This is a genomic window from Arthrobacter sp. CC3 (genome assembly GCF_039907775.1).
GTDB lineage: Bacteria > Actinomycetota > Actinomycetes > Actinomycetales > Micrococcaceae > Arthrobacter.
The window spans coordinates 137299-158792 of the sequence record NZ_JARCCY010000007.1 but is presented as its reverse complement, the minus strand read 5'-3'; the positions used below and the strand labels follow the sequence as shown (position 1 = coordinate 158792).

At 61.3% G+C, this 21494-nt stretch carries 16 protein-coding genes and 2 pseudogenes; 9 read left to right on the top strand and 9 right to left on the bottom strand.

The annotated features are described in order from the left end of the window. Positions 1 to 9: 9 nt before the first annotated feature. The 3 genes from PV761_RS06190 to PV761_RS06180 form a co-directional block, all read right to left on the bottom strand. Entirely contained in the window at positions 10 to 1068 is a 1059-nt protein-coding gene (locus PV761_RS06190; protein WP_347895202.1) for a substrate-binding domain-containing protein, read from the bottom strand. Between the two features lie 316 nt (positions 1069 to 1384). Then, a complete protein-coding gene (locus tag PV761_RS06185) occupies positions 1385 to 2353 on the bottom strand; it encodes a PfkB family carbohydrate kinase (protein ID WP_347895200.1) in 969 nt (322 codons plus the stop codon). Next, the gene (locus PV761_RS06180; RefSeq protein WP_347895199.1) at positions 2354 to 3316 is read right to left on the bottom strand and encodes a sugar phosphate isomerase/epimerase family protein; all 963 of its coding nucleotides are present in this window, start codon (positions 3314 to 3316) and stop codon (positions 2354 to 2356) included. It lies immediately after the preceding gene. 316 nt (positions 3317 to 3632) lie between these two features. Between PV761_RS06180 and PV761_RS06175 the strand changes: the two genes are divergently transcribed. The 4 genes and pseudogenes from PV761_RS06175 to PV761_RS06160 form a co-directional block, all read left to right on the top strand. After that, positions 3633 to 4622, top strand: coding sequence for a sugar-binding transcriptional regulator (locus tag PV761_RS06175; protein ID WP_347895198.1), 990 nt, complete (start codon positions 3633 to 3635; stop codon positions 4620 to 4622). Between the two features lie 261 nt (positions 4623 to 4883). Further along, positions 4884 to 5195 (top strand): antibiotic biosynthesis monooxygenase, encoded by a 312-nt coding sequence (locus PV761_RS06170; protein ID WP_347895197.1) that lies wholly within the window; start codon positions 4884 to 4886, stop codon positions 5193 to 5195. Then, entirely contained in the window at positions 5195 to 5719 is a 525-nt protein-coding gene (locus PV761_RS06165) for a gluconokinase (protein WP_347895195.1), read from the top strand. The genes PV761_RS06170 and PV761_RS06165 overlap by 1 nt, the downstream gene beginning before the upstream one ends. Before the next feature lie 268 nt (positions 5720 to 5987). Beyond that, positions 5988 to 6572: pseudogene (locus PV761_RS06160) on the top strand (transposase); the annotation flags it as partial. A gap of 592 nt (positions 6573 to 7164) precedes the next feature. On the opposite strand, the pseudogene PV761_RS06155 reads toward PV761_RS06160, so the two are convergent. Then, positions 7165 to 7311: pseudogene (locus PV761_RS06155) on the bottom strand (histidine phosphatase family protein); the annotation flags it as partial. A gap of 487 nt (positions 7312 to 7798) precedes the next feature. Here PV761_RS06155 and PV761_RS06150 point away from each other — a divergent pair. Further along, positions 7799 to 8830 (top strand): DUF4192 domain-containing protein, encoded by a 1032-nt coding sequence (locus PV761_RS06150; protein WP_347895193.1) that lies wholly within the window; start codon positions 7799 to 7801, stop codon positions 8828 to 8830. Positions 8831 to 8838: 8 nt separating this feature from the next. On the opposite strand, the gene PV761_RS06145 is transcribed toward PV761_RS06150, so the two are convergent. From PV761_RS06145 to PV761_RS06130, 4 genes are read right to left on the bottom strand one after another with little or no spacing between them, the layout of a single operon-like run. After that, positions 8839 to 10023: an alpha/beta fold hydrolase gene (locus tag PV761_RS06145; protein ID WP_347895191.1), complete on the bottom strand. Its 1185-nt coding sequence runs from the start codon at positions 10021 to 10023 to the stop codon at positions 8839 to 8841. Continuing rightward, positions 10016 to 10465: a hypothetical protein gene (locus tag PV761_RS06140; protein ID WP_347895189.1), complete on the bottom strand. Its 450-nt coding sequence runs from the start codon at positions 10463 to 10465 to the stop codon at positions 10016 to 10018. Before PV761_RS06140 ends, PV761_RS06145 begins: the two co-directional genes overlap by 8 nt. Then, positions 10462 to 11490: a hypothetical protein gene (locus tag PV761_RS06135; protein ID WP_347895187.1), complete on the bottom strand. Its 1029-nt coding sequence runs from the start codon at positions 11488 to 11490 to the stop codon at positions 10462 to 10464. The genes PV761_RS06140 and PV761_RS06135 overlap by 4 nt, the downstream gene beginning before the upstream one ends. Then, positions 11487 to 11975 carry a hypothetical protein gene (locus PV761_RS06130; RefSeq protein ID WP_347895185.1) on the bottom strand — a complete coding sequence of 163 codons (489 nt, stop codon included), beginning with the start codon at positions 11973 to 11975 and terminating at the stop codon, positions 11487 to 11489. The genes PV761_RS06135 and PV761_RS06130 overlap by 4 nt, the downstream gene beginning before the upstream one ends. An 888-nt stretch (positions 11976 to 12863) precedes the next feature. On the opposite strand from PV761_RS06130, the gene PV761_RS06125 reads away from it, so the two are divergent. Next, on the top strand, positions 12864 to 14999 hold the full coding sequence (locus PV761_RS06125; protein ID WP_347895183.1) for a hypothetical protein: 2136 nt from the start codon (positions 12864 to 12866) through the stop codon (positions 14997 to 14999). Positions 15000 to 15390: 391 nt separating this feature from the next. On the opposite strand, the gene PV761_RS06120 is transcribed toward PV761_RS06125, so the two are convergent. Beyond that, the gene (locus PV761_RS06120; protein ID WP_347895181.1) at positions 15391 to 16332 is read right to left on the bottom strand and encodes a hypothetical protein; all 942 of its coding nucleotides are present in this window, start codon (positions 16330 to 16332) and stop codon (positions 15391 to 15393) included. 204 nt (positions 16333 to 16536) lie between these two features. Here PV761_RS06120 and PV761_RS06115 point away from each other — a divergent pair, with 204 nt between their 5' ends. The 3 genes from PV761_RS06115 to mobF all read left to right on the top strand — a co-directional run bounded on the left by PV761_RS06115 (position 16537) and on the right by mobF (position 21483). Then, positions 16537 to 16680 carry a recombinase family protein gene (locus PV761_RS06115; RefSeq protein ID WP_347895179.1) on the top strand — a complete coding sequence of 48 codons (144 nt, stop codon included), beginning with the start codon at positions 16537 to 16539 and terminating at the stop codon, positions 16678 to 16680. 37 nt (positions 16681 to 16717) lie between these two features. Continuing rightward, a complete protein-coding gene (locus PV761_RS06110; RefSeq protein WP_347895177.1) occupies positions 16718 to 17035 on the top strand; it encodes a hypothetical protein in 318 nt (105 codons plus the stop codon). Positions 17036 to 17910: 875 nt separating this feature from the next. Beyond that, complete coding sequence (gene mobF / locus PV761_RS06105; protein WP_347895175.1) at positions 17911 to 21483, top strand: MobF family relaxase; 3573 nt, start codon at positions 17911 to 17913, stop codon at positions 21481 to 21483. The last annotated feature ends 11 nt before the right edge of the window (positions 21484 to 21494 follow it).

The window sequence follows — 21494 nt, the reverse complement described above, 5'->3', positions numbered from 1 at the left end:
GTACCTTCCTTACGGCATTCCGGTCGGGTACTGACCGACATTGGCGGAATCGATGATAAAGGCAGGAACATCGACCCAGCCGGGTACTTTCTTGCCGGCCAGGAGCCACAGTGCGGCATCCACGCCGCTTGCGCCTTCGGTGACAGGTTGCTCGCTCACCGTGGCGGTCATGTTGCCCGCCTGGATTTCTTTCTTAGCCTGAGGAATGCCGTCGGTTCCGACCAGCAGGACCTTGCCCGTGAGGTTCTTGGCCGCGATGGCGGCGGCGACCCCTAGGGCCATACCGTCATTCTGGGAGTAGAACGCCTTGATGTCCGGGTTGGCCGTAAGCATGGCCGAAGCGATTTCCTGGGCCTTGGTCTGATCCCACTTGGCCGTCTGAGAGGCGACCAACTTCAGGTTCGAATGCTTGGCAAGTCCGGTCTTGAAGCCCTCGCCGCGGTTCAGGGCGTTAGATGATCCCGGGTCACCTTCGATCATGGCGACTTTGCCGCCTTCGGGGAGCTTCGTTGCAATGTAATCGGCAGCCGTCTGACCGATTGTGAGCGCATCGGGACCGACATAGACACTGCCGGGCACGGTACCCTTGGCATCGTTCAGGACGACGACAGGAGTGCCCTTTGCGAGGGCATCGGTGAAGACCGTGTCCAGACCCGTCGCCGAGATGGGCGAGGCAAGCAGGGCGGTGCAGCCCTGGTTGGCGGCGCTCTTTGCCTTGTCCAGCTGCTCAGTGATGGAGGACTCGTCGGTCACATCAAATGTCTGGTACTTGACGCCCAGCTTCTTCGCCTCGGATTCGAAGCCGTCGCGCTCAAATCCCCAGAATTCGTTGGACAGCGTCCGGGTGATGTAGCAAAGCTTGGTGTCCGCCGAACCGGTCGGAGCGCCGAGGCTTGTCGTCAGATCCTTGATCGGCGTCTTTGCAGACGCATCAACCAGGCTGGCGATGTCTCCCGACTGGGACGACTTACCGCTGGGCCCCTCGGGAGTGGCACTGCAAGCCGCGAGCAACGCCACCGCTGCCGTGGCGGCGAGGAGCTGGGTGGCCGTGCGAGGAATTCTTGTCATTGTGATAGTTCCTTTCATCATTGGAAGGCCCGCAACAGGCGGCACTCTTGCTGTGATTAACGGGCGTCCGGTCCAGGGAAGGAACATCGCCCGAGCTCACTGGCCGCCCGGTGGCGGCGAGAAATTTTTGATACTGACCATCAAATGTGGTATCGGTTACACTTTTGTACCACAATTTTTTTGGCCTTGTAAACAGTCTGGTGAAGGGCCTGATTCCGGGCTAAAACAGGGCGGAGGCGCGGGGCGCGTCCCGGGGCCCGCAGGAGACCGGAGTGACTGTTAGAGGGCGGCGTACGCCGCACACTCCGGCGGCCTTTCAGCCACGGATTTTCTCCGACCGGACCGGCGATCCGGCGGGGGCTTTGGCCAAGGTAACGCCGACCGCCTCCTCGAGGAGCTGGACGTCAGCGGGTGTGAGGAACGATTCGGAACGGCCGCAGACCAGCCGGCCCGCCTCGTTGGCAGCCCTGAGGCACACAGGGAACGGGTGGTCATTGGCCATCGCCAGAACCATTGTCCCCAGGAAGCTGTCGCCGGCCCCTACTGAGTTGACAACAGGGATCGGCTCGACGTCCGCCTCCACGAACTCAGTGCCGTACAGTGCGGCCACCCCGCCTCCGCCGAGTGTCAGAACGGGAGTTTTGGCGCCTGCCTCCCGAAGAGCCGTGAGGAGCAGCGATACGTCTGTGTTTTGGGGGGCGCCCAAGACGTGGCAGGCCTCGCTCAAATTCATGACCACGATGTCTGCAAGCGGGAGGAGCGATCTCGCCTCCGCGTGCACTGGGGAGAGGTTCAGCACCACGGTTGAACCAAGCTCACGGAACCTGATGGCTGCGTGCCGCACAGTCGAAAGGGGCACCTCAAGATTTAGCACCACAAACGCCGGCGGTGCATGGGCCTCGAGGAAGACATCAATGTCAGCCGGTGAGAGATTCCCATTGGCTCCCGGAACAACGACCGTGTCGTATTCGCCCTCGGGATTGATTCTTACATGCCCCACGCCGGTGTGAATCCGGTCGTCGCGAACGACGCCGTCGGTTGTGATGCCTCTCGCCCGGAGAGCGCCCGTGATGAAGTTGCCCAGATCGTCAGCGCCGACACGTCCCACGAGCGTCACGGTCGGATCCATCGAAGCAATGCTCATCGCGGCATTCAAGCTCTTTCCCCCCGCGGCCATTTCGAAGCTCTTCCCGGTCACATAGCTCGCGGCGCTCCCGTCTCCGCCAAGGTAGGCAATGAGATCCGCATTCAGTGACCCGACGACACAGATACCGGTGGGCCGCACCTAGACACCTACGACTTTCGACCACAAAACGGACGACGAATGCAGCGCGTCACCGCTGGGGAGGTCCGGGTAGTCCCGGACCATCTCGCGGGCCTTATCGATGATGGTCCCCATCCTCTCGATGTTCATTTCGCATTCGGCGACCGGGTTCTCGCGAACCGGATCGGTATCGAAGTAGTACGTTCCCTGGTAGCCCTCGCGGAGCAAGTAGTACACGAGTTCGAGTGTCTCGGCGAAGTGAATCGACGCTACCACGAGGCCGTCATCGGCCACGCCATGGGAGTCGTTGAGCTGAAGTCCGAATAGTTTCTGCTCCCGCAGGCACATGGCAGCAGACTGCGCCGGGTTCTCCCGGGCCATCAGCAGGTGTCCGAAGTCCAAGGTGACGCCGAGGTTCGGACGATCGCAATCCTTGATGAGGTTCATGACGGCGCCAGTGGTATTGAGGATAGTGCGTCCACGGGGCTCGGCGGGCTTGTACTCGATCGAGATACGGATTTCCTGGTCGACGTCGGCAACAGCCTGGAGGCTTTCAACCATCCAGTTCCAAGACTTCATGTAGTCCATCTGCAGGGGGTACTCGTAGCCGTCATGGGCCGGCCAGAGCAGTACATGGTCGGTGCCGAATTCCCGGCACAGGCCGATGGCTTCCTTGACCATTGCGACGGCCGCTTCCCGCAGTGCGGGATCGGGATTGGTAAACCCTCCGTTGGAAAACTCGGGTGCCGGCCACCGGAGCTGGATACCGCGGACATCAAGCCCTGCCTCGGCTAAGGCCGCCTTGATCTCGTCGACTGAATTCCGGCCAAAATGCTCCGGGTAGTTCAGCTCGAGTGACGTCAGCCCCTTCACACTTCCGGCAAGGGCTATCAGGTCGATCACGGAATCTTCACCGCTGGGGTACTTCTTGCCCTTACCCAGCCCAAAGGAATTGAGGCGGGTCGAGAACTTAGTATCTGTCATCTTCGTTTCGCTTTCGATCGTGAAGGCACTTGGCCAACCTTGGACGCCGATCGAAATTCCTGATGGAACTTCGACTCTGAAGTTGGGCTGGTGTTGGAAGTCTATGAGCCCTTCCGCTCCAACTGAGAGGAAAAGAGCGGTCTAAGGGCTAGAATTTTTCAGTGCTGAATATTCATTCAGTGAGGGGTTTTGCGGCTCCCGGACGACCGCCATCGTCCCGATCGGCTGGGCGCGGACCAAGGTGTGATAAGCGCGGCCAATCGGATGCATATTCGCAGCTGCATAAATATTCATGAATCGACGAAAGTGACGAAATATGACACAGCTCACAGGACCCTCGTCTTTCTTGTCGGTGAGCACTGAGCAGCTCCGGCTGTTCACCAAAATCGCCGTGCTCTACCACGAGGAGGGCTTGTCGCAGGGCGAGATATCCGAGCGACTCAAACTCTCCCAAGCTCGGGTTTCGCGCTACCTCAAGAACGCTGTTGACCTGGGTATCGTGCGGACCTCTATAGTTCAGCCGGCGGGAATCTACGTGGGACTTGAGAAGGCCTTGGAAGAGAAATACGGGCTCCGTGAGGTTGTCGTCGTAGACGTCATGGACGGCGCTTCGCTGGGCATGCGATTGGGCTCATCCGCGGCCACCTACCTGGAAACAACCATCGATGCTGACGATTACGTGGGGATCTCCTCCTGGAGCACAACGCTCCTGCACACCGTTGAAGCAATGCGCTCACGGCCACGAAAGATCGCCAACGAAGTCATCCAACTCATCGGAGGCGTGGGGAGCCCGCAGGCCCAGATACAAGCGACGCGGCTTGTCTCCCATCTCGCGGAACTGACATCAGCCAGGCCCTATTACATGGGCTGCCCGGGCCTTGTGGCAAACCAGCAGATCCGTGAAGCGTTCACGGGGGATCCTGCCGTAGCGGCCTCCATGGACGCCTGGGACCGCCTGACCACCTTGCTGGTTGGAGTCGGAACATTCCCGGCCTCCCCCCTGTGGCAGGCCAGTGGAAATGCGCTGAGCAGAGCGGAAGAAGGCGAACTGTCGCGGGCCGGCGTCGTCGGAGAGATATGTTTGCGCTTCTTCGACATAAATGGTCAACCCATGAAGCCCGCGATGGAAGACAGGGTGATCTCCATTGGTGCGGAAGCCATGATGAGAGTGCCGCGGCGCGTAGGGGTCGCCGGGGGCATGCGGAAACTGGACGCCATCCGTGGCGCCGTCACCGGCGGGTGGATCAATGTGCTCATAACGGACGCGGATGTCGCAAGACAACTCTTAGAGCCGCCGCAACTCTAAACTCCGGCAGCGCGGGGTGGTCACCCCTGCGGCCTTTCGCAGCGGACGCAGGCAAAGTGGGCCCCAAATGTTCGGACGTGCCTCGCGGCTCTATCCCTCCCAGGAGCTTTGAACCCAAAGTGGTATCGGTTACACTTTTGTACCACGATCCATTGCGACCACAAATAAAGCCACGGGCGTAGTCCCTTGGCGTGTTGCGAGCACGCTGATCGTGTATTCCATTCCATTCGTCCTATGACACGCAGAAAGAGCAGGACACTGATGTCCATCATCGTCACCGCAATTTTCACTCCAATAGGCGGCGCTTTCGGCAAGGTCGTCGAGGCACTCTCCCCCGCCATCGCCGAAGTCCACCAGGAGCCGGGCTGCCTGCTCTACGCCATCCACGAAGCACCAAACGGCCAGATTGTCATGATTGAAAAGTGGGAATCCACCGAACTGCTCGATGCTCACGGCGAAGGGGAGGCCGTTAAACGACTCAATGCTTCACTTGAAGGACTGCTTGAAACCCCGGTGGAGGTCACCCGCTTGGGAGCCATCCCCGCGGGAACCGAGAGTCAAGGGAAGCTTTAGTGACCCGGGCAATTGTCGTCATGGGCGTCTCTGGTGCTGGCAAGTCCACCGTCGGCGCTGCACTGGCAGCACGCATCGGTGCAGACTTCATAGACTCCGACTCCCTACATCCGCCTGCCAATGTGAAGAAAATGACGGCAGGCACTCCTCTAATGGATGAAGACAGGTGGCCCTGGCTTCAACTCGTGGGGGCCGCTCTTGCCGCCGAGTCCTCGAACGGCACTGTCGTGGCTTGCTCCGCCCTCAAACGCGTGTACCGGGATGCGATCCGCGCCATGGCCCCATCAACGGCATTTGTCCTGCTGAATGTCGCGACGCCGGTGTTGCGAGACCGCATGACCTTGCGCCCTGGGCACTTCATGCCGGTATCCCTCCTCACCTCGCAACTCGAAACACTCGAACCGCTCGAAGCAGATGAAGTCGGGCTCGTGCTGAACTCGGATCGTGGGATCGAAGACGCCGCAGAGCGGATCTGCGGCCAACTAGGCAGCCTGCACCACAAACCGGCTGCAAAAAGCGCCTAGCAGCAAGGACAGCGAACGCCCACCTAATGACTGCAGGGCGGCCGGCTGGCACGGAGGGACCGGCGGGTCTGGCTTGAGAGGATCGTGGCATCGCCCCTGACTGGGATATGCCGACCGACCGGTCATGCACCCCGACCCGTAGAAGGAACGGAGACAAGAACATGGCGATCATCGGAATCGATGCGCACAAGCGCTCCCACACGGCCGTGATCGCGGACACGGTTGGCAGGCAGATCGCAGCCAAGACGATCGGCAGACCAGCAACGAACATCTCGCCCTGTTGGCATGGGCGAACAAGCATGATGATCAGGAACGGCTCAGGGCGATCGACGACCGCCGGTATCTGAGCCGACGATTGGAAAGAAACCTCCTCGCGGCGGGCGAACAAGTCGTGCGGGTGCCTCCGAAGCTGATGTCCCATGTTCGGGACAGCGCCCGCAGGCTCGGCAAGTCCGACCCGATCGACGCTCTCTCGATCGCACGTGCCGCCCCGCGAGAACTCGATCTGCCCGACGCCCGTCCCGACGGCGCCGAACGCGTGAGCCGCCTCCTGGTCGTCCACCGCGAGGACCTCGTCACTGAACGAACCCGCGTGATCAGCCGGCTCCGCCGGCACCTGCACGAGCTCGATCCTGTATGGGCAGCCCCGGCCAACTTCGACCGGGCCAGCGCGTTTGCACGCATCAAAATCCACCTGGACGACTTCTCGGGGATCGTCGCCGACCTCGCTCAACGGCTCCTCACCCATCTCACCGCCCAACCTAGGAGATCGCTGAACTCAAAGCCGAACTCAGCCGCCGGATCCCAGTCATCGCTCCGGCACTGCTGGCGATCGTCGGCGGCGGGTCCTTGACGGCGGCGAAGATCCTGGCTAGACCCCCGGCTTTACGCGGTTCCGCTTGAAGGACGCCTACGCGCGCCATAACGGCACTGCCCCGATGCCGGCGTGGTCTTCGAACAAGGCCCGGCACCGACTCTCCCGAACCGGGAACAGACAGCTGTACGCGGCGCTACACCGGATCGCGGTCACCAGGCCCGCTGCATTCCGGCGCGCGAGAGCGCCTGGCCCGCCGCAAAGCAGGCGGAGACGGCGGCATGGAAGCACTGCGTATCCTCAAACGCCGACTATCCGACGTCGTATACCTGGCCCCTGATCGACGACCACAAAACCTCCGCAGCCAGCACGCCCATCCTCGTCGCTTGACAGAGGAACTAGAGGCAGAACCAAATTCAGTAGCAGTAGGAATTTGTTGGTGGCTGAGCCAATGCGGCTGCCGGCGGCGATGATTCACAGTCCGGAGGCACGGATCTCGGTGGGAAATAGTCATGAACTCCAGGTTCGCGACCGCTGCTCGGACGAGGGCGATGGTCGCGAACAGGATCACTGTCACGAGTAAGATTCGCGGACTTTTGGTCGAACATGGGAATACTAAACAAGTAGGCGTCTATGACACGTCATGGCCGGGGAGGTCCTCAGCTGTCAGATCGGCTGCGGCAGGGCCACCCGCGGGGCTGCCGTCCCAGTGAAGAACCTTCCAGCCACTCGCAGGATCACCTTCTAGGGAGACGATCCCGGTGTTAGTCAGCACGTGTGATCACGGGATCAAGGGCGCAAACGGAGCCGGCGAGAGCACAACCGGACGCTGCTTCGCGGGTTGACCCGCCCGCATATCCATTTCTCTGCTGACACTGGCGTCGATTTCACCCGAGTTCCGACCGACTGTCTCCATTGGAAATTTGCATCCCACCTTCTGGGTTCCGCTAACTGGACGGAGGCGTCATGCCGCCCCGCTCCCCCACCTCCATGAACCACCAGAAGCAACTTCGCTGTTTGTCATTCTGATCCCCATCATCGCTGGGCGGGTCCTCCACGCAACCAGGGCGCTACGCGCCGGTCACGATCCAAAGTTTCGTTCGGCGCTCCCCCGTCGCTTATTTCCTCGCGGAACTTTGGATCGTTCCCGGTTCCCCAAGTTGCACTCCGGACCCTCAAAGCCAGCGGCGACTCCGTGTATCAGAACGACGCACTGAATCTGACAGACACATCCGGTGCCCGCCAGTCGCTGAAGGAGAAGGACCATGGAACCGCTGACCATCAAAACCCCAGCCGACGTCCTCAGTTTCGTCGGGCACACCCTCGGGTTCTGGCCGCAGGAGAGCCTCGTGTGCATCACCCTGGACAACAACCGCGTCGGCGCAACCCTCAGGGTAGACCTCCCGGCACGCGAGGGCGGACTCAGATACGCCCGCACCGTGGCCGACTACCTCGCCCACGACACCAGCGCCGCCAGCGTGCTCTTCGCCGTCTACACCTCCGAACCCCAAAAGCCCGGGCAACCCAAACCGCACGCAGCAACCATCGCAGCACTAACGTGCGCACTGGCCGAACGCGGAATGACCATCCGCGACGGCCTCCTCGTCGGAGACAACACCGTCTCCCCGTACGACGGCGCTCCCCACGACGGACTCACACTGCCGCTGAAGGCGACCCAGTCCAGCCAGATCAACGCCGAATTCGTCTACCGCGGCAGCACCATCGCACCAACCAACCACATCACCCTGCCAGCCTCCACAAAAGAAAACCGCACAGCAGACGCCGTCGAGAACCGCGTCAAAGCAATCCACACGATGAACCCGGCCGAAGCCCTCGAACAAGCCAGGACACTCTGGGACGGCATGCTCGACGCGATTAGTTATCCCAACGACGACCAGACCATCAAACTGATCGCCAACTTCCAGGCCCCCGCCATCCGCGACCAGCTCATGGCCGACATCCCGGGAATCGACGAACCGATGGACCGGGTTCTCCTGGCCCAAACAGCCGGCGGGCCGCAATGGTCCCGGGTCGAATGGGCACAGCAGCTGCTGCTCCACGCGTACACGCACAGCAGCACCAGACACTCCGCGCCTATCCTCACCGCCATTGCCTTCGTCAACTGGTGGGAAGGCCGCGGCAGCAAAGCCCACCAGTTCCTGCAACTCGCCCTCGAAGCCGACCCCGCCTACCGTCTGGCCAGGCTCAGTGACCTAATGATCGGCTCCGGAATGGTCGCCGGCTGGAACATGGACAAAGACCGGGCCTTCCGGCCCTGGGGCCTCGAAGCCTCGTAGGCCCGCAGTCATAGGGACACGGACGACGACGGCGGGACGTTCCGGAGCCAGTTCTCCACCGCCGCGTCCCAGCCGTCCGGGTCGGAATTCCATTCCTGCGTATGCTCCGCGTGGGGGAACGTGAGCAGCGTTGCCAACTCGGGGCGCCGGCTGACGAATTCGCGGGAAATGGCAAACGGGGTCGAGCGGTCCCCTTCATTGTGGATAACAAGAATGGGGACACTGAGTTCGTCCGCTCGTGCCAAGAAGTCCAGGGCAAGAAAGTCCAAGGGAGCGTCCAAGCCCGTGACCCAGCGCGCTCCGGCTAAACCCAGCATCTGCAGTCCGAGCCGGGCAACCCAGCTGGGAAGCCCACTGGACCGGGCGTTGGCCACCAGCGTGCCGCTCCAGTCAACAACGGGAGCGTTGAGGACGAGCCGGGCGATGAGGTCCCGAAACTCCGAAGATGCCGCCAGCTGCAGAGCGATCGAGGCACCGAGGGACCAGCCGAAAAGCACTATCTGGCGTGCACCTTGCCCGACGGCATAAGAAACCGCAGCTTCAACGTCGTGCCATTCGGTCAGCCCCAGGTGATATCTGCCGTCCGAAGAACCAGGCGAATCCCTGTCGTTCCGGAGTGAGACAACCAAGGATGTGTATCCCAGTCGGTCCGCAACGGGCACGCCGCGGAGCGCGCCGGCTTTCGATCCGCCCAGGCCATGGATATGGATGGCCCACGTGGAAGCATCCCGCGAGGCGTCTGTCGGTGTGAAGTTCCAGGCGGGCGCCATGCCGTTCTCTACAGGAATCTGAACGTCGGAGTATGGCAGCCCCAACGGTTCCGGCGTCGCATAGACGTATCCGCTCCAAATGCCGACCTTGGCGGACCCGAGATCGCCGGAGTCAACACGTTCAACGCGGCGGGTTACCGTCTCCGCAGCATCGTCAGAGGACACGACCTCTCCAATGCAGGCATGTCCTGTGCCGTTGGCAAACCAGATGCTGTAGCGGCCCGGAGCCGTCGTCCGTGCCGACGCCGGCAACTCCACCATCAGCGTTGCGTCGGCGGCGCGGAACACCCGACGGATTTGCAGATCTTCCTTCCTCTGCCTCTTAGGCACCACAACTTGCCGGGCAAAGTAGGTTGCGGCGAGGAGGGCAGCAGCGCCGGCAATGCCACAGCCTATGGCCACGGCTATGGCGGCCCTACGCATCGGCGTCGTCCTCGGGAGCTTTCAAGCGTTCGTCTATGACCTTGCGTAGGCGCAGTAATGTCTCCGGCGAAATCCCCTGCAGTTGTCTCGCCGCAAAGTTTCTCACGCGGTTTTCCCGCAGGGTGCGGAGTAGTTCGAGCTGTGCCTCCACCAAGTCGGGTACATCGCCGTCGTCGTCTAAAAGATATTTGGGATCAACGCCGAAGAATTCGGCGAGGTTCTGCAAGAGCTTTGGGTCCGCCGCCAGGGAACTGTCGCCGGCACGCATGTAGGCCCAGCGGGAGCGGGACAACGGCGTTCCGCGGTCCGACATGTGCTTGCTTATTTGCGGATATGTCAGGGGCGCTGAACCCTGTGCCTCAAAAAGATCCAAGAGGAGATTCAGCTTCCGCGCGAGTTTCGCCTGCGGCTGTTCCGGGATCCCAGCGTCGCTGTCGGTCACGGAGTCGTGTCCCCTTTCCGTGACAGCCGCAGTGGTCGATGTCCGGATGCTGCCAACCGGGCCCCGAGGTGCTGCTCCGCTTCTCGGAGCACAACCAAATCATTCTGACTCAGAAATTGGGCAAGGTGCGGATCGACGAACAGTGCGTCCTGGATCTCCACCAACATGCGATGCAGCCGCCGCTTGGGTGCATCGTGGCGGTCCATCGCAGTTTGAGTCAAATCTAAGCGGATCTCGGATCGCTCCGATGTGATTCTGTCCCAGACCCCAAATAGTCGCTCAACGAGAAGAGCTGCCGCCCGGGCATCAGATCTCCGCTCCAGCCTACGTGCTACGGGCGGCAAGGCCAGGCCCACGCAGAGGAAAACCATGGCGCCCACCAATGCGGCGTCATAGACGTAGGAGAGACGCGTCATCGCATCAAGCTGCCCCATGAGATGAAGAACGTCCATTCCCAGCACGGCCAGGACCAGCACCACAGCCAGAGCGCAGCCCACGCCGATGAATACAAAAGCGACGCGGAAGTACGGTCTTGCCATCTCGCTGCGGAACCTGAAACAGGTAAAGCCGGTGATGGCCACGACAACGCCGATGTAGAGGAACTGAACACTCGAGTAAACGGCCGCCGGCCACTGACCGCCGAAGTCCCTCATGAAGGCGGTGGAAGTTCCCGGAGCATCAACCAGGCTGAAGCTGACAATCAGGGCCATAATCACAATCCCGAGAACCGATTGCCCGGCCCTGTTGTGGATGCCCACGGTCTCCCTGACGTCGGTGGCGCGCAGGATCGCACGGGACAGGAAATAGATACCGACAACCATGAAGATGTTGGCAAGAAGGTCAAGCAGGTTGCGGTTCCCGAGTACCTGGTCCCCCGCAATGTAGATTCGGTCAACGTTGAGCGTGAGTGCAGTGGCGATGGTTACGGCTGCCACCAGGATGCTCTTGTCTTTGCGCCGCTTCAGATCCGGCAGGAGGCATAGCGCCAAACACCAGATCACGACTGCGGAAATTTCCTGGATCATCCGAAGATCCGTTCAAATGACCGCGGCTCGAGGCTGCTGTCCCGGATTGCAGCGGCAAAGAGATCCGCCAAGGTTTCGGCAGCTGCCTCGATATGGTCCAGGAAGTCACTTCGCCCCAGGATCCTCGACACCTTCTCGCCGGACAGGTTCGGAAACAGCGTCTCCGCATAGTTCGAGGACACCACCAGCTCGTCATGGCGGAGTACCATATGGCCCAGTTCGTGAAGGATGAACTGCTGGCGATGAAGTGCCGACGGCGTCGGTGCGTGCAGGATTATCTCCGTGTTGTCCGTGGACAGCCACAGCCCGCAGACCGATCCTCCGTTTAGGGACTCGGAAACGTCGACCTCGATCCGCCGATTCCGGAGGTTCTCAACAATCGCTATCAGCCGTTCCAACGAAAGACGGCTCGGCAGATTGAGTGCGAGGAAACCCACTGCAGCGCATCGCGCCGGCGAATTCTTGGCAGAAGCTGTGCCGTCCATCGGAACCCCATCCTGCGGCCGCCGACTTGTGCCGTACGGTCGTCATCTGATTTATCGGTCCGCTCCTCCTGGACCATCAAGAGGCGCCACAATTCCATTGAACGCTTATGCTCTGGACATGTCCAGAGCAGGCCAAAGTCCTGGGCCTTATGGGCTTTTCCCGCACAGAGATGGACGACGGAACCCACCGGACCGCCAGCACACACCACCTCGCACACGTCGCCATGGATCCGCGGTGGCTGTGCACAGGCTCCGTACGACTGCCTACGCTTGGGCAGGGTTTTGCGGGCCAGTAGGTTCTTGACCCTTCACGGCGGACCTTCGTGGCGGATTCCATGGCCTTGTTGTTGGCGATCAGGGTCTTCCTCTCGGCCTTCTGTTCCTCGGTCATCGGTCCCGTCTGCGCTTGGGTGCTGCCGTCGTAGCGTTCGTACTTCGGGGTGAAGCCCAGTTCCTTCCATTCGCTGATGACAGGCGTGGCGTTGTGATTGCCCCGGTAGTCGGTGCTGATCAGGTAGGCGTTGGCGTCCTCGTCAGTGGCCGGTTCACCGTCTTCCCGCTTGGGCCGCAGACACGAACAGGTTTTCCTCTTCCGCTTAGTGTCCGGCGTCTTCGACGATGGCCTTGCCCTGGGCGATGAGCTCTTCGATCAGTGTGGCGAGCTGGGCTTTGGATTCCCGGTCGTCTCGGAGCTTCTGCGCGATGTGGTCGAAGTAGTCGGGGTCGTCCCTGATGACGGACTCGAGTTCCTCGATGGCGTCCTCGTCGCCTTCAATTATGTGGACATCCGTGTCTGGTCAGCGCCTGATGCAATGACCAGGCGCTGCCCTGATCCTTTCCTGCCACCCCGATGACGTGACTCACCGTTTGGGATGCAACACTGTGCCTGTGAAGGATGTCGAATATCAAGGCCTGATGCCCGTAGTAGCAATCGTTGCTCCTGCCCGGGCAGCGTACCTCGTGCGAGCTGGCAGCCGCGATGGTTTCCGCCGAGCCGTTCAGGAAGCCTGTACCAGATGGGGTGGAGCCACCGAACCCATTCTTCCGGTAGGCGATGACGGTCAGCTGGAGGACTGGGTCAACGATGTTGCATCGATCTCAGGCGTAGACGGGCTCGTAAACATTGATTTGACCGAGGATGAGGCCCAAGCTGCCTCCTCGCAGCTCGGCCTGCCATGTGTCCCCATAGCCCATATTGATCGTTACGGGACAACCAGTATGTCTTGTCATCCGAGTTGGGTGGACGCCCCCGTCCACCCAACCTTATGGGCTGCTAGCCGACCTTCTGGGGAGCTGTGGCAGGCAGTTGCCGCTGGTGAACTGTCCGACGAGCACTTGGCATCGATGCCCGATCTGGGCCCAGGCTTGTCCATGACCGAGACGGCTGATGGTATTGGGCGGGCCCAATTGCGCGGAAGCACCTGGTTAGACAGGACCATGGTCTCGTTGGACGGGACCTACGCAAGTCCAGGGCCGTTTAGTGCCCCAACGATCCTGTGGGTCACTACCGGCGATGATTTAGAGGACAGCTGGCATTTTTGGAACACCCGCGCCCTAGGGCCTCGGACGTTTGCAAGGATGCCGATCATCTTGCTGCCGTTCGAAGATGTCCTCTACTGGGAGAGCTTCGACAAACAACTACTGGCGAGTCTAGAGCGGCCGAACGAGTTTTCAATTGATGTGATCATCACCAGCCGGAGTACTCCCGAGGCAAAACTGCACGAACTGGCTCAGGGGCTTCAGCTTCAGCTGTCCGAGGATACTGACATCAAGGGGTCGATGAGATTCCCTGTTACGACTGAGCGACGCAAGGCTCCCTACTCCTATTGCGTCAACTTTCGCCTCAGCAGATATACCAACTTCGACCGGCGCTACGGTGTTGTTTCCAGGGGGGACGCGCACTTTTTCACCGGACGTCCCAGTTCAGTGACCTTCGATTCCCCAGTTGCCTTTAACACCGCAGGGACGACGCTGATCCGGCTAGAAAGCCAAATGTTCGATGGGTTACCGCGACGCCAGCAAGTGGCTTCGCTCATCGCGCCGGATGCAAGGTGGCGTGACAACTCTCTCCAAGTAGGTGTTTACACCAATGACAAGTACCGGTTGGAGTTGAATGTTCCGCGGCTTCCCGAGGTCTTGAAATCACTTCTTAGAGACAAGGTCAGCTATTCAATGTCTGACAAGGGGAGCCTCGCGGCGGCATTCCATCGGCGCGAGGGGGAAGTACAGGCCCTCCTTGAGCCAGACTTATTCGAGACAATCCGGGCAATGACAACGCCGCGCTCCAAGAGTCTCATTCGCGAGCTAACTCAGATAATAGGTGAGGGAGAACTGACCCCGCAGATTATGGAAGTAGCCCAAGGTTGGGCGGTCCAAGGGAAAAGGACCTACAAGAACGTGTCCGGAATTTCCGGTCTCAGGGGTGCTGTCGCAGCCACGGCGCTAGAGCGTCTTTGTGAGCTTGGATGGGCCGAGCGCGGGCTGGAGATCAAGTGCACGACCTGCCACTCCTCGAGCTTCTTGGAGCTCGACTCAGTGCTTACGAAGTCAGGGGCAACGTGCCCTGCCTGCGACGACACCCAGCGCTACACAGGCACGGGTACCGGACCAACTGTTTTCTATCGACTTGACGGCCTGGTTGACCGTGCCAGCGATCAAGGCGTATTTCCCCACCTGCTCACGATTGCGGCACTGACTCAACGAGAAGCCCACTCCTATTTCTTACCTGGAGTTGATGTGGTTTTTGAGGACGGATCAAAGAACGAAGCTGACGTTATCGGCCTCTATGGCGGGCGATACGTCGTCGGCGAAGTGAAGACTTCCGCATCTGAATTCACAGCTCAGCAGCTTGAAAAGGATGTGGGTGTCGCTCGGAGGCTCAACGCTGACGTCTATCTCATGGCGGCTACGGATCAGATATCTGACGAAACCCGGCGCCTCGCGGAAGGCTTATGCAAGGAAGCCCAATTGGAGCTAATTGTTCTTGAGCAAAGCGACCTGCGCCCGTCCGAGCCTGGGAGCTAGGTATTACCGAGTTGTGGCGTGCCTATCCACGAGTGCCGGAATTCCCACCAAGGTCATCAAGCAGTTGCCTAATTCGGCTGTGTAGCTTGGTGACGTTCAGCTTCCCGGGCCATCCCCGAAGCTGGGCGTCAGTTATGAGTTCATCTTCACGCTCAAGCCGTGAGCGGCCTCGGAGCATACTCCGTGGTTGTGAGGAATTTTGGGCAGGAGAGCATGAGTTCGCATTCGCATGGTCCTTCCGCTGGCAGCCGGAGGCAGTGGCCGAGTTCGAGTTCGGTTTTGAGGAAGTTGGTTTGCAGCCAATGGATGGATGCGTCGTCTAGGTTGCCGTTCATCAGCGCTTCTGCTGCCGGTCCTGCGCGCCAATATCCTCCCCCGGCCGTCGTTCTAGTCACCTTCGTTCCACGGGCCGCTCTGGTACGAGCCGAAACGCTTGGCGGCGCTGGTAAACGACTGGCTCTACTATCTTCAGATCGCTAAGACGGTCCAAGGCCAATCCCGCGGCGTCATCAGCCGCCGCCTCTAGGTCTACCGTGGACAGAAGGCTTATGAGGTCCGAGCGTCCACCGTGAGCGGTACCCTGCAGAGCATCCCGGTACATGGGCCGGTTGATGATTACGCCACCGCCATCGTCCACAGCCCGGGGTGACCTTCCATGGCGGTCGCGGCCAACAAACTCCCGCTCCCCATGGCTGCCGAAGAAGTCTCCCGATTCTTCGCTCAGACGGTTCAATGCCTCTTCCTGGACATCTGGGTCGTAGAGCCTCCGCAAGAAAAGGGTGGCTCGCCGCTGGGCCGCTGTGGACAAGCCAAAGCCAACAACAATCGCGAACGCTGCTACGCCCAGAAACGGGTAGAAGAGTTCCGAGGGGAGCTGCAAATCACCGACGTTGAAGTACGTCCTGAGCCCGTAGACCGAGACCAATAGTGCACCTGCCGTGGCAAACGGCCATGAGCGAGCCTTTGAAAAATCAGCCGAGGCCTGGGTCGCTGCGGCTTTGACGTTTGTCCTCATAGTCAGGGTTGGGTCCGGCCGGGGCGCCGTGCCCATCGGCTCCTTCGCCGCGCCCGTCTGAATGGTTGCCACCAGCTGACTGACAAGCGATAGGGGAACTAGATCCGTAGACGGATCGGTATGGCTGTTCCCTGCGCCTCTAAGTTCGGCACGTGCCTTCATCAGAGCAACTTGCCGTTCGTGCTGGACTTCGGTGGGCTGGGGCACTTGCAGGTCCTTGAGTTCACTATCGATAGCCGTTAGCAGTCGATCTTTAGCCTGTTCAGTACCAAGGTCGATTCCCAGGCGCGCAGCAATTTCAGATATTTCGGTAGGCATCCCCAAAATTTACCGGGTGCCACTTGGACTGGCTCACCAACACACTAGATGTTCCACTTCCTTGGTTGCGGGCCAGCCTCGATGGGAGACTCCCCCACTGCTCGGGAGCCGCGGATTGCCGCGTAACCTGACTGTCCCGTAAGTTGTCCCAAAACTCACGCCACAATCACCCGTCACGGCTACAACATTCGGTACGGTTCTAGGATGGACATTGGTTATGCCAGGGTATGGACTGCGAAACAATATCTGGCTCGGCAGCTGGACGCCCTGGCGGCCTCCGGCACCGAGAGCGAACACATCTTCGTGGACAAGAATGCGGAGCCCGCCACGGCCCGCCCCGGACTCTAGGAAGCACTGACCCACGCGCGGGGGTGACGTCCTGATCGTGCACACCCTAGACCGGCTTGGCCGCACAGGCCGGGACACCCTAAATATGGTCCACGACCTCAAAGAGCGCGGCGTGGGTGCCCGGACCCTGGCTGACCCCTCGCCATCGACACCGCCGAACATGACTCGCCTATGGCCCGGCGGGCATTCGTCATGCTGGCCCTGTTCGGGTAGATGGAACGCACCTACGCTCCGAACGATGTCGCCGCCGCTCCTTCGCGGCCTCAGCCTCTTCAACCCCACCATCCGTGGACTCCTCGAAATGCAATATCAATTGGAGGAGCCATTCATCGCAGCAAAATCACGGACAGGCTAGGCCTCACAGCAACCCCCATCGATGAGGCCATCGCATTAACACTCCGGGCATACAGATCTGGTAGGTCGGCGCCTGCGCGCTAACACGCCCAAGCTCAACGTTCCGGGCTTGGTGTCAGGCCCGAAAAGTCTTCTTCACGTGGCTCGGATCACGCCGATCGCAGCCACGCAAGCATGGCTCTCCATCGATGACTCTCGAACGTCCGTCGGCGACGGCCGTTCGTCTCCCCGCCGCTAACGTCACCCCTCCAACTTCACCTCCTCACACCTCTGGCATCCAAGGCATCCGCCGTGAGTGCGGACTCACGGCAAGTCATGTCGTAACCGGAGCGCTCAAGGATGAACCAGCGTGAGCGGGAAGATTTGCGGGGAATGTGGCGAGAGCTTCGCGCCGTCGCGCACGTCGCAGCGATTCTGTTCCACGCGCTGCGCCAACAGACAACGCGATCGACGACGGCGGCACGCAGGTGCCGTAGCGAGCCAGACTCCCGCCGCCCCAGTTCGTCGCCGGGGGTTCGATACAAAGCTCGGCGCACTGGAGACCCGCCGCAAGGCGTCGATACAGCTAGCTGCTGATCTGGCCACCAGCCGAACTGGCCAAGATTCCCTCTGCAACCAACTCCGGGCTCAAGCTGTAGACATCGACCGGCTGGAAGCCGAGAACGCCGAGCAGCAAGAGTCAATCCGGAACCTCCGTGCCGACTTGGCACGACTCCAATCCATTCAGCAGACGGATACCCGTGATCTGGTCCACCTCGCGGGCAGGCTCCTGGCCGTCTCCCAGGCCACCGGGGTCGAGCTCCACGACAGCACAAAGGCACTCTTCCGCCGCCGTGGCTGGACGGCCACCAAACGGAACACAGGAGCCGACAGCCAATGACGATGTCGATCGCCAGGCTCTCCGCCCAGTCCGGCCTGAAGTATCTGTTCAAGACCACCATGATGGATGACATAACAATCACGCCCGCGGATGCCACCAGCTATTACAGGAAAGCCGGTACGCCGCAGGGCCGTTGGCTCGGCTCCGGTCTGCAAGGCATCAACCGGACTGCCGGAGACGTCGTCACGGAACGGGACGCCAAGGCCATCTTCGACCACGCCACCCACCCGGACACCGGCGCTCTCCTGGGACGTCCCCACGGACAACCCACCGTTGTCCAGAACAGCCAGGGCCGCGCAGAGACGCGGCACGCCGTCGTCGGATTTGACCTGACTTTCAGCGTCCCCAAATCCGTCTCCGTCCTCTGGGCGCTGAGCCCCCGCACGCTCCAAGACCAAATCCTCGAGACCCACCACCAGGCGGTCAACGCCACCCTGCAATGGCTCGAAACTTGCGTCATCCACACGAGGGCCGGCCGCAACGGTGTCGCCCACCTCGGCACACGCGGAGCTATCGCTGCTGCCTTCGACCACTGGGAGTCGCGGGCCGGGGATCCGCAGCTCCATACGCACATGGTCATCGCCAACCGCGTCCAGCGCATCACGGACGGCGCATGGGTCACGCTCGACTCGCGGACTCTGTACAAGGCGGCGGTGGCTGCCAGTGAGCACTACAACGGTCTCCTCTTCGACTCCCTCCACCGGAACCTCGGCACCGACACGGACATCCGCATGCCGGCCGCGAACACGCACAACCCCAGCCAGCAACTGACCGGCGTCGACGATGCGCTGATCCGCGAATTCTCCAACCGCTCGCGTCTGATCGATCTCGAAACAGATCGGCTCGTGGCCGAATGGACCGCCAGTCACGGCACTCCCCCAACGGCGACGACCACCATCAAGCTCCGACAGCAAGCCACACTTTCCACCCGGACTGCCAAACCAGAGACAGCCATCCCTCTCCATCAGCTTTCCGCCCAGTGGCGCGCACGGGCATCCGCCAAGGGCTTCGAGCCCCGAGATGTGCTAGCCAACGCAATCCGGCGCTCCCGGACAGCGCCCCTCCGCACCGCTGACTTCACCCCAGACTGGGTGGACGCCGTAGGGTCCCTGACCCGCGAGCGCGTCGCCACGAAGCGCGCCACCTGGAACCGGTGGAACCTCATCGCGGAAGCCGAACGTGTCTGCGCAGAAATCCGCTGCCACACATCGGCGGATCGTCACACCATGATTGACATCGTAGCCACCGCTGCCGAAGCCCAGTCCGTCCAACTCAATGAGTACCGGTACACGCTCCCTGCGGACGCCCAAGCCGATCTCCGCTTCGCAGACCACAGCATCTTCGACTTCCATGGCGCCCGCCTCTACACGGACGCTGCCACCCTCGCCAATGAGGACGTCGTTTTGGGAGCAAGGAACGACGACGGCGGCCCAGCGGTGAGCGCCGCCGTCGCCATGGAGTCACTGGCGAGCTACAAACACGGTGGTCGGCTCGATCTGCACAGCGATCAACGCGCGGCGGCAGCCAACGTCCTACTCAGCGGCAACCGGCTCGACGCCGTCGTCGGTCCTGCCGGAACCGGCAAGACGACCACCCTCGGCGTGGTCAAGGCTGCCTGGGAAGCAGCTTTTGGCGCCGGTACCGTGGTTGGATTGGCGCCCGCGGCGGCGAGCGCCGAGGTCCTTGGGCGGGAGCTTGCACTGACCACGGAGAATGTCGCCAAGTGGCTGTACGAATCTGTCGGTCAGGGCGCCGGCAACCGGGCTGCCCAGTTCTTCGAAACCGAGCAACGGCTCACCAACCAGTGGGCCGCCATGGGACCGTACGCCACTCTCCTCGCCCAGAAAGCCACCTGGCTTGCCGCCGAACAGGACAGGTGGCGTTTTCACCCCAACCAGCTGGTCATCGTCGACGAGGCCTCCATGGTGTCCACCCTGCAACTGTCGGCACTGATACAGCAGGCGCGGGATGCCGGGGCAAAGGTGCTCCTGGTGGGAGACCCTGGGCAGTTGGACGCCATCGACGCCGGCGGTGTCCTCGGTTGGCTGGACCGGCAAGGCAAGACGGTGCGGCTGAGCACGATTTGGCGGTTCAAGGAGGCTTGGGAGCAAGACGCCTCGTTGAAGCTTCGCGCCGGGGACTTCGATGCCATTGCTGACTACGACAGCCACGGGCGTATTCAACACGGGGTGCACCTCGACATGGTCGACCAGGCGTACCTCAGATGGCAGACCGACATACTCGCCGGCAAATCGTCCATTCTCATCGCAGCGGACAATGACACGGTTGGCATGCTCAACCAGCGCGCCCAAGCCGATCGCGTGGTCCAGGGCGCCGTGGATACAGAAGACTCGGTACCGCTCAGCGACGGAGTCCATGCCGGCACTGGCGACACTGTCATTGCCCGCCGGAATGACCGGGCCATAACCGACAGCAGTGGTGACTTCATCCGGAACGGAACCATGCTCGACGTCGTCCGTACTGGCAGGCGCAACGGCGCGCTGACCGCGGTTCGCCGGGACACCGGCGCAACGATTAGTTTGAGCCGTGACTACGTTGAGGCTTCCGTTGAGCTAGGTTATGCGACGACGGCCCACCGCTCGCAGGGCATCACCGTGGACACCGGCCACAGCGTCGTGACACAAGGGAGGCTGACGCGTGAGCTGTTGTATGTGAGCATGACGCGGGGACGCGCAGGGAACCACGCGTATGTTAGCGAGAATGATCCCTTGGATGACGAGCCCATGGATCCCTCCATGCAGGCCTCGTGGCGCCAGATCCTGGGCGAGGTCCTTGCCGCCGAAGGCGCCGAGCGGACGGCTCACGAAGTCCGTGATGCCGAGCGGTCGAAAGCGGACAGCTTGGAGCGCCTCAGTGCTGAGTACGATTACCTCGCACAACTGGCGGCGGCGGAGGATCTGAGGGAGTTCCTTGAGGCGCACTCACCAAGCAAGGCCTCGGAGCTTCAGCAATCGCCATCGTGGGGTGCAGCTGTCGCTGCGTGGCGCAGATCGGTTGGAGTCAGCCGCCCGAGCACTCTGCGTGTTGTCTCTACCGCCCTGGAACCAAGCGCATCCATTCGAGACACTGCGGCAGTCGTCCACTCCCGGCTCCGGCAGTTCCTGTCCGCGATGCCCGCGGGCGGAATTGATCCCTTGACCGAGGAACTCCGCACCGTTCGTCCCGACCTTGCCAACATGATCACCCAGGTGCGGGAGCAGATGCAGCGCAGGACGGACCACGTCACCGTGGCCGCGATGGTGAGCGACACCGAATGGAAACGGAACCTCCTTGAGCTCTTGGGGCCGTTCGTCACCCAAGAGGAGGCAACTAGTGTGCTTCGCCGAATTGCCATCTACAGGGACCGGTGGGGCACTGGCGATTCGCCTCTGGCTCTTGGGCCAGTTCCTGCAGACTACGAGTGGGAGCAAAGGGAGCAGCGTGTAAATATCGATCGACTCGTTGAGCAAGCAGGTGTCTCCTCCCCCGGCCCTGTGGACTCTCCGACGTGGACTGATGACCCGAAGACTTGGGAAGACCGCCTTATCAATGTCGGCTGGCAACTCTAGACTGGTCGGGA

Bases quoted from the DNA above. Each gene is read 5' to 3' on its own strand.
- PV761_RS06190 (WP_347895202.1), bottom strand. From the start codon at position 1,068: ATGACAAGAATTCCTCGCACGGCCACCCAGCTCCTCGCCGCCACGGCA.
- PV761_RS06180 (WP_347895199.1), bottom strand. From the start codon at position 3,316: ATGACAGATACTAAGTTCTCGACCCGCCTCAATTCCTTTGGGCTGGGT.
- PV761_RS06175 (WP_347895198.1), top strand. From the start codon at position 3,633: ATGACACAGCTCACAGGACCCTCGTCTTTCTTGTCGGTGAGCACTGAG.
- PV761_RS06170 (WP_347895197.1), top strand. From the start codon at position 4,884: ATGTCCATCATCGTCACCGCAATTTTCACTCCAATAGGCGGCGCTTTC.
- PV761_RS06150 (WP_347895193.1), top strand. From the start codon at position 7,799: ATGGAACCGCTGACCATCAAAACCCCAGCCGACGTCCTCAGTTTCGTC.
- PV761_RS06145 (WP_347895191.1), bottom strand. From the start codon at position 10,023: ATGCGTAGGGCCGCCATAGCCGTGGCCATAGGCTGTGGCATTGCCGGC.
- PV761_RS06135 (WP_347895187.1), bottom strand. From the start codon at position 11,490: ATGATCCAGGAAATTTCCGCAGTCGTGATCTGGTGTTTGGCGCTATGC.
- PV761_RS06130 (WP_347895185.1), bottom strand. From the start codon at position 11,975: ATGGACGGCACAGCTTCTGCCAAGAATTCGCCGGCGCGATGCGCTGCA.
- PV761_RS06120 (WP_347895181.1), bottom strand. From the start codon at position 16,332: ATGCCTACCGAAATATCTGAAATTGCTGCGCGCCTGGGAATCGACCTT.
- PV761_RS06115 (WP_347895179.1), top strand. From the start codon at position 16,537: ATGGACATTGGTTATGCCAGGGTATGGACTGCGAAACAATATCTGGCT.
- mobF (WP_347895175.1), top strand. From the start codon at position 17,911: ATGACGATGTCGATCGCCAGGCTCTCCGCCCAGTCCGGCCTGAAGTAT.